Raw genomic sequence first — 4622 nt, 5'->3', positions numbered from 1 at the left:
CTGCACAGATGTGCAGCGGGCCACCCACGCAACCGGGCACGCAGCCCAGAAATAGTGCTCAGGAATGCCGGCCCCTGCGGCCCCTCCCGTCCGGAAGGAACATCCAGGCCAGCCGGGGTTCGACCAGGGGCCGCAGTAGCCGCGCCGGGAGCGGGCTGCACAGGAGGAGCGCCAGCGAGGCGGCGGCCAGCGTGAGAACCGCCTGACCCTGGGCGTGGTGCCAGAACGGCCGGTCGTAGAAGTGCGTCGACACCAGCCAGCGCTGGACGAACGCGTGCACCAGGAAGGCATACATGGTTCCGGCCCCGAGCCTGCTCAGCACGCTGTTCCGGCGGGGCACCAGGGCGAGGAAGGCCGCCGTCAATACCAGGGCTACCAGCATGAGTGCGCCCGCGCAGAGCAGCCAGCGCTGGTAGGAGACGTGCAGGTCCGGGGCCCCCGCGCTGCGGTAGAACCAGACCACCTGGTCCAGCCGGGGCGCCAGCAGGTACGCCGCCACCGCGCCGGCGGCGAAGACCGGGACCGCCGCGACCCGCGGCCAGCGCGCCCGCGTGAACCGCTCGACAAACGACTCCGGCACGGTCAGACCGATGACGAAGAACGGCAGGAACTGCAGCGTCCGGGTGATGGAGAGCTGCGCGCCGAGCGAGTAGGCCCCGGAGACCATCGCGACGGTAACCGAGACCAGGACCGGGGCCCGCAGGGCGCGCCACACCGGCGCCGTCAGCCGCCACAGGAACAGCGAGACCAGGAACCAAGTGATCCATACCGGCGTGAGCGGTGCGAGCCGGACCGGCCGGTCCTCCAGGTGGGCGGTGAACACCTCCAGCGCGGTGCCCCACACCAGGAAGGGAACGAGGACACCGGTGAGCAGGCGCCGCAGCTGGTCCGGACGGCCCGTGAACGTCCGGGAGAAGTAACCCGACATCAGCACGAAGGCAGGCATGTGGAAGGCATAGACCAGAAGGTAGAGCGCGCGTATCAGATGCTCGTGCGACCGGCCTACCAGTGGCTCCCAGAAGTGCCCGCAGACCACGAGCAGGATTGCCAGCACCTTCGCGTTGTCAAAGTAGGCCACCCTCCGAGGAATTTCCGGGACGGCCTTCGCCGACGGCGCGGTGGCAACCTGAGGCGGCTCGGGTGGTTGCGTGGGCGGGGCCGCGGATATCAGCATGAGGGGGGCTCTCAACGTTTCATTTGATGGCAAACCAGTGCCCGGAATCCTATACAGGCCGTGTGGAAGGACCACTGGCCGGGCACCTCATCACCACTCGGCTCACGAGGGAATTTACCGGGACCGCCGGAGCCGATCGCGAACTGGCCTCGCACTCAACCGATTTGCCCAGTTCAGCCACGATCCGCACGTAAAGGGCTGCCGGCCTTGTTCGGATTTGCGCTGTCGGGTCCGCTCTGGGTGACTGAAGGTTCGGATCATCCCGATGGGAACCCACCGAGGATTCCCTGAGCCAGCCGCTGTGGCCGCCCGGCCGTTCAGGAGGCGGCGAGGTCAGCGGTCCGGGCCCGGCAGGTGTCGACGTCGACGAACCCGCTCGACGGGCCGGCCGTAACACTCGGGGTCGTCCTCGTCGTCGTACACGACGAGGCTCCTCCGGGCAGCCGCCCAGCGCGGCACGTCAACGAGCAGCACCTCGTGGCACGCGTCGTCGTCCAGGCGCAGCCAGCCGGTGGCGAAGGCGACCTCGCGGACGCGGTCGAGGAGGTCGGCACGGAAGCCGGTGGGAGCCTAGGCACGCAGCCGTTCGACGGCGGCGCGAGAGGCGGCGTGGCTGGTCGTGGTGGTCACCCGGTCAGGGTGGCCGCGCCCGGAGGCGGCCGGGTGATCCGGCCCGACCATGGCCAGGGGGTGACCAGCTGGTCGGCCTGTCGCTGCGGGCACCCGAACGCCGTCCGGACGGCACCGTCCTTGGCGGACCGTCGTACCGGCCGGCCGATGTGAACGCCGACTGCCCCTTCGTGCTCGAATAGCGCAGTGCGGGGCTCCTGGCGCCCGGCAGCACGAGTGGCCCCAGCCGGCGGACACGCACAACGATCGATCAGGATGGACTCCCCGTGAACCCCCGCCGCCTCGTGGCATACACGCCCGCTGCCGCGATCATCGCGGCAGCGGCACTGCTGAGCGGATGCACCTCTGGTGGAGCGGACTTCGCCGCCGGCAGATCCGACATCACCGGGACCTGGAAGAACCCGAAGGGCGCAGCTTTCTCCTTCAGCACCGACGGGACCTTCACGGCGGGCCACGTCACCGAGGGACTGCCCCTCCCCGGAGGCTGCGCGGACGCCCTGAGCACGGGAAGGTGGCACCTCGTCGACCTGTCCGGCGTGGACACCGGCACAGGCGTCGACCGGAGCAACTGGATGGCACTCAACCCTGCCGGCAAGGAGGCCATCGCTGCCTGCGGCATCCAGGCCGGCATCCGCAAGGACTCCGATGGCGTCAACCTCTGCCTCGTGGTCGACCCCGACCAGACCTGCTCCGACGACGAACTGCTCCGACGCACACAGAACTGACCACCACCGCGGTCACGGGAGTGGCCGGCATCATCAGCTCGCCGTCGGCGTGCCGGTAGGCCGCAAGGGGGAAGCTCCTTCGGTCGTCCGCAGCCAGTCCACCGGCGACTCCCCCGCCGGCTGCTCGACACCATCCTGGCCAGCGTCGGCGTCGGCCTCCGACACGACGGTGTGGTCCTTCTCCCCCGCCCGCTTGGTGCGCAGTTCGGTCATGCGGCCGACGACGCGGGCGTCGTGGGCGGCCAGGGCGCGCAGGACGCGCCAGATGGTGCGGAAGGAGGACGCCTCGATCTCCTCCTCGGCCTCCGCCTTCACGGCCTCGCCCGCGTCCTGGATCTCGGCCGGGTCGGCGGCCGCAGTGTCATCGCCGGCCTCGGGGGTGGGCAGGTAGACGGGGATGATGACCCAGGACACCTTGCCCTGCCGGTAGGACTGGCGCAGGGCCCGGCCGACGGCCTGGACGACGTCGATGACCGAGGACTTGGGGTCGGCGAAGACGATCGCATCCACGGCGGCCACGTCGATGCCCTCGTTCAGGAGCCGGCTGTTGCAGATGATGCAGCACTCCTCACCCTCTTCCCCGGGCCGCTCTCCGGTGGAGGCCGAGAAGGTCGCGAACGCCGCGCGGCGCTCCGAGAGGCGGTCACTGCCGGCCACTGCGAGGGCGGTCACCCGCTCCGGCCGATCGCCGACGGGGAGCAGCTCGGCGGCGGCGTTCATGGTGGCGGCGAGGTACCCACTCCCAGCCCGCGCCCGGCCGGACGCGGGCCCCGTCCAGACCCCGGTCAGCAGCCCGTGCCCGCCGGCCTCCTCGGCCTCTTCCTAGAACCCCACGCCCGCCCCGCAGCGACTGTTCACGAGCCCGGCTCGTGAATGGTCACGAGATCCCGTCCGATCCTTCCGGGAAACGATCACCGGCTCTGAGGCGGACGGTGCTCAGCTATGGAGCTCGGGCCAGCCGTCCTTGTTGGAGCAGGACTCGTAGTCGTAGCGGGTGAGGCGGTCCCACTCTGTTCCGGTCGCCTGCTCAAATGCCTCCTCGTGGACGTAGAGCAGTTCCTCGCATTGCAGCGCGGTGAACGGCGCGAACCGCTCCGGATGGCCGAAGACACTCTCGTATGCCTGGCGGCCGGCAGCCACAACAGCAGCCCGCGAGTACAGGAAGCTGTCGTCCGACTGCGGAAACGGCGAGCCGTCGGACAACCCCATCCCCACGACGGGCAGCGTGCCGAACGGCTCCTGGTCCAGCCGGTAGAGAGCTTCCGCGAGACGCTCACCAAAGCCGATGATCTGGCCCACCGGCTCGCACGAGAGAATCGCGGTCAGGCGTGCGCAGCCCTCCTCGAAGCCCTGGCAGGTCTCGATGCCGGCCTTGCAGCCGAGAACCTCGATGAGTTGCCAGAACCGCTCCCATGCCATCACCGGCAGGCCAGGGTCGACTCCGCTGTTCACCGATGTCCTCGGACCGTTCACGACGCGATCACCGTGGCCTCCCCGCCGTCGAACGGCTCGTCGCTCCACCGGAACCAGGAATGACCGTCCTGAATGTGCAGCAGGAAGTCGGCCACTGGTCCTGAGGGTGAGACCAAGGACAGAGCCTTCGTGATCTCCTCGTAGACGCCTTCGAAGCCCTCCCAGTCCTCCGCGTCGGCCAGTACCCCTGAGCGGGTGAACAGCGGCTCGAACGCCGCGAAGGCCGGACCTGCGATGAAGCGACCGCGAAGCCATGGAAAGTCGGCTTCCTCGATCACGATCTCGCCCACTGGCTCATCCTGGCTCACCAGACGCCAGACCTGGCCCTCGAAACCCATCGCAGTCAGCCCTCGCAAACCGTTGCCGCCCTCTTCCACCGGCAGCATGACACCCGACTCCGACAGCCGGCTCCGGAAACGATCACCAAGCAAACGGGAAGCGATCTTCAAGGACCCCGTCCACTGCTGGTCAGCCCTACTCGTGAACACCCGCCGCAGATGCGGCCATCCCCCCGGGGGCTGACAGGATCAGACCACTTCTCCCCCACACCATTACCCGCGGGCGGAGCCCTGACATTGGTCGGGATAACGACAGCGGGCCCCGGACGTGAAGTCCGGGGC

General features: G+C 69.1%; 5 protein-coding genes. 1 reads left to right on the top strand and 4 read right to left on the bottom strand.

What is annotated here, in order from left to right; translation table 11 throughout:
* Positions 1–58 precede the first annotated feature (58 nt).
* The gene (locus ACFUK0_RS39495) at positions 59–1078 is read right to left on the bottom strand and encodes an acyltransferase family protein (RefSeq protein ID WP_380258805.1); all 1020 of its coding nucleotides are present in this window, start codon (positions 1076–1078) and stop codon (positions 59–61) included.
* Between the two features lie 992 nt (positions 1079–2070).
* Here ACFUK0_RS39495 and ACFUK0_RS39490 point away from each other — a divergent pair.
* A complete protein-coding gene (locus ACFUK0_RS39490) occupies positions 2071–2529 on the top strand; it encodes a hypothetical protein (protein WP_380258803.1) in 459 nt (152 codons plus the stop codon).
* Positions 2530–2562: 33 nt separating this feature from the next.
* Here the strand turns inward: ACFUK0_RS39490 and ACFUK0_RS39485 are convergent, their stop codons facing one another.
* The 3 genes from ACFUK0_RS39485 to ACFUK0_RS39475 all read right to left on the bottom strand — a co-directional run bounded on the left by ACFUK0_RS39485 (position 2563) and on the right by ACFUK0_RS39475 (position 4451).
* Positions 2563–3249, bottom strand: a complete 687-nt coding sequence (locus tag ACFUK0_RS39485; RefSeq protein ID WP_380258801.1) for a helicase-related protein — start codon at positions 3247–3249, stop codon at positions 2563–2565.
* Between the two features lie 216 nt (positions 3250–3465).
* Positions 3466–3981: a DUF4240 domain-containing protein gene (locus ACFUK0_RS39480; RefSeq protein ID WP_380258799.1), complete on the bottom strand. Its 516-nt coding sequence runs from the start codon at positions 3979–3981 to the stop codon at positions 3466–3468.
* 17 nt (positions 3982–3998) lie between these two features.
* Positions 3999–4451 (bottom strand): hypothetical protein, encoded by a 453-nt coding sequence (locus tag ACFUK0_RS39475; protein ID WP_380258797.1) that lies wholly within the window; start codon positions 4449–4451, stop codon positions 3999–4001.
* Positions 4452–4622 lie beyond the last annotated feature (171 nt).

Origin of the sequence: Kitasatospora sp. NPDC057223, from assembly GCF_042669755.1 — a bacterium.
Taxonomy (GTDB): domain Bacteria; phylum Actinomycetota; class Actinomycetes; order Streptomycetales; family Streptomycetaceae; genus Kitasatospora.
Note: the sequence above shows the minus strand (reverse complement) of the source record. Positions and strands in the feature narration are given on the sequence as shown.